The organism is Micromonospora foliorum, from assembly GCF_022229015.1.
Classification (GTDB): domain Bacteria; phylum Actinomycetota; class Actinomycetes; order Mycobacteriales; family Micromonosporaceae; genus Micromonospora; species Micromonospora foliorum.
In genome coordinates this window covers 1-2,481 of the sequence record NZ_JAKKFF010000349.1, presented here as the reverse complement: position 1 = coordinate 2,481, position 2,481 = coordinate 1, and the positions used below count along the sequence as shown (strand labels likewise).

Genomic DNA, 2,481 nt, shown 5'->3' with positions numbered 1-2,481 from the left:
TCGGCCGCAACGTGCTGGACCCGGCGCGGCGGGCGGGGGCGGCGCGGGCCGGGCGGACCCAGGCCGACGTGGTGGCCGACGAGGTGGCGGCGCTCTGGGCGTGATCGCTTACGCTCACCGCGCGGTCGATCGGACGATGGAGGTGCGCGGTGGCGGGTGTGGGTGTCGGCGACGTGGTGCGGGATTTCGAGCTGCCGGACGAGACGGGCACGCCGCGTCGGCTGTCGGAGTTCCTGGCGGCCGGGCCGGTGGTGCTGTTCTTCTACCCGGCGGCGATGACCCGGGGGTGCACGGCGGAGAGCTGCCACTTCCGTGACCTCGCGGCGGAGTTCACGGCGCTGGGCGCGACGCGGGTGGGCATCAGCCGCGACCCGGTGGCGAAGCAGGCCGAGTTCTCGAAGCTGCACGGCTTCGACTATCCGTTGCTGTCGGACGCCGATGGCGCGGTGGCGCAGCAGTTCGGGGTCAAGCGGCGGGTGCCGTTGGGGCCGTTGAGCATGAAGCGGATGACCTTCGTGATAGGCACTGACCAGCGGGTCATCGAGGTGATCCACAGCGAGGTCAGCATGAACGAGCACGCGGACCGGGCGCTGCGGGCGCTGGGCGGCTGAGTGGGTGTGAGCCCCGTGCGGCGGGTGTCGCAGCCGGCTGGTATCAAGACAGCAATCAAACAGGTGTACGGAAGAGGGTTGTGATGGATGCCGGCCAGGGTTTGTCCACTAGCGAGGTGCAGAGCATCCGGGAGGCGTTGGCGGCCGGGCGCAAACCGCGGGTGGTGTTCACCGCGGCGGCGGGGCAGATCGCCGGTCAGGTCGGTCAGGTGATCGAGCTGACCGACCCCGAGGTGTCCGACGAGTTCGTGGTGGTGCGCTTCGGCCGCGACGAGCTGCCGTTCTCCCCCGCCGACCTGGCCGTGGCGCCCAAGGGCGTCACTCGTCGAATGGTGGAGCCGAAGCCGGAGCCCGAGCCCGAGCCGCCGGCGGCGCCCGCGCCGGAGTTCGTGTTGGACACGCCGCGGGTGCCCGCGCAGCGACAGGAGGAGCCGAAGGTGGAGCAGACGGAGAAGCCGCCGGCGCGGCGGGCGGTCAAGGCCGTCAAGCCCAAGGGCCCCGCCGGTCTCACCGTGACCCTGGCGTACGCCGACGGTGAGTGGACCGTCGCGGCGCAGCAGGGCAGCAAGGCCCTCGCGAAGCCGTACGTGGTGAAGCCGGCGGAGGCGTTGAAGATGGTGGCCCTGGTCGACGTGCCGGGGGTGCAGGAGGCGGTGGAGCAGATTCTCGGCACCGAGCGGGCCGAGGCGGAGCAGCAGGCCGAGAAGCTGCGCGCCGAGTTGGCCGAGATCGAGGCCCGGTTGGCGGAGCTGCGCGAGGCCCGCTGAGGCGGGTCAGTGCCGGCTGTGGTGGTGCAGCAGTCGGGTGAGCAGTCGCGTCAGCTGCTCGCGCTCGCTGGCGGACAGCGGGGCGAGCAGGTCGTCCTGGACGCGTTCGAGGGTCGCGCCCATCCGGCGGGCCTCGTCGGCGCCGGCGTCGGTGGCGCTGATGACGTTGCGGCGGCGATCGGCCGGGTCGGGGGCGCGTACCACGAGCCCTCGGCCGGCCAGGTCGTTGATGGCGGCCACCACGTCGCTGCGGTCGATGCCGCAGCGCCGGCCGAGGTCGGCCTGGCTCGCGGGACCGTCCTCGGCCAGGGTGGCGAGCAGCCGGTAGTGGTAGCCGCGCAGGTCGTGCGCGGCGAAGCCCTCGCTGAGCAGGCGGCCGGCGTGGCTGGCGGTCTGGTTGAGCAGCCAGCTCGCTGTGGTGCTGAGCCCGGCGGGTGACTGCGGGGCCGCGTTGTCCATGTGGCGCAGCCTACCAGGAATCGTTGGCGCGACCCACGATCGGGTGTTACGTTGGTGCTACCAACGTTGGTTCAGCCAACGTATTGAAGGAGGCGTCATGTCCACCGTTCCCACCCTCAACGGCCAGGTCATCGGCCAGGCCCACTACGCCACCCGGGCCCTGCTCGAACGGGCCACCGCTCCCCTCGGCATCGAGTTCAACCAGGTGCTCGTCCTCAACGCCCTCGCCAACGGCCCGGTCGAACGCGCACCACTCATCCAGCGGATCACCAGCACCCGCAAGGTCGACGAACAGGAGGTGCAGCGGGTGCTCGCCACCCTCGTCGAGGCGAACCTCGCCCAGGTCGACCACGACGCGGGCGCGCCCCGGCTGCGGCTCACCGACGCCGGTCACACCGTGCAGGCCCGCATCGCCGACGCCGTCGCCGACATCGGCGCCCGCCTCTACGCGGGCATTCCGACCGACGAGGCGAGCGCCGCCGCCCGGGCGCTCACCCTGGTCACCCAGCGCGCGAACGCCGAACTGGCCGCGACCCCGACCTGACCGGGGACCCCGACCTGACCGGGCGCGGTACCGACGGGGTGCGAGCCCAGCCCTGCCGGCCGGTCAGCGGGCCGCGCGCTGGCCGGGTTCTGCCGGCCGG

4 protein-coding genes are annotated in these 2,481 nt (G+C 72.6%); 3 read left to right on the top strand and 1 reads right to left on the bottom strand.

What is annotated here, in order from left to right; genetic code table 11:
- Positions 1-149: 149 nt before the first annotated feature.
- Both PSH25_RS23925 and PSH25_RS23920 read left to right on the top strand, forming a co-directional pair.
- Positions 150-611 carry a peroxiredoxin gene (locus PSH25_RS23925; protein WP_308193727.1) on the top strand — a complete coding sequence of 154 codons (462 nt, stop codon included), beginning with the start codon at positions 150-152 and terminating at the stop codon, positions 609-611.
- A gap of 83 nt (positions 612-694) precedes the next feature.
- The gene (locus PSH25_RS23920; protein ID WP_238661204.1) at positions 695-1,378 is read left to right on the top strand and encodes a hypothetical protein; all 684 of its coding nucleotides are present in this window, start codon (positions 695-697) and stop codon (positions 1,376-1,378) included.
- 6 nt (positions 1,379-1,384) lie between these two features.
- Here the strand turns inward: PSH25_RS23920 and PSH25_RS23915 are convergent, their stop codons facing one another.
- Positions 1,385-1,837 (bottom strand): MarR family winged helix-turn-helix transcriptional regulator, encoded by a 453-nt coding sequence (locus tag PSH25_RS23915; protein WP_238661203.1) that lies wholly within the window; start codon positions 1,835-1,837, stop codon positions 1,385-1,387.
- Between the two features lie 97 nt (positions 1,838-1,934).
- Between PSH25_RS23915 and PSH25_RS23910 the strand changes: the two genes are divergently transcribed.
- On the top strand, positions 1,935-2,381 hold the full coding sequence (locus tag PSH25_RS23910) for a winged helix DNA-binding protein (RefSeq protein ID WP_238661202.1): 447 nt from the start codon (positions 1,935-1,937) through the stop codon (positions 2,379-2,381).
- Positions 2,382-2,481: the final 100 nt, after the last annotated feature.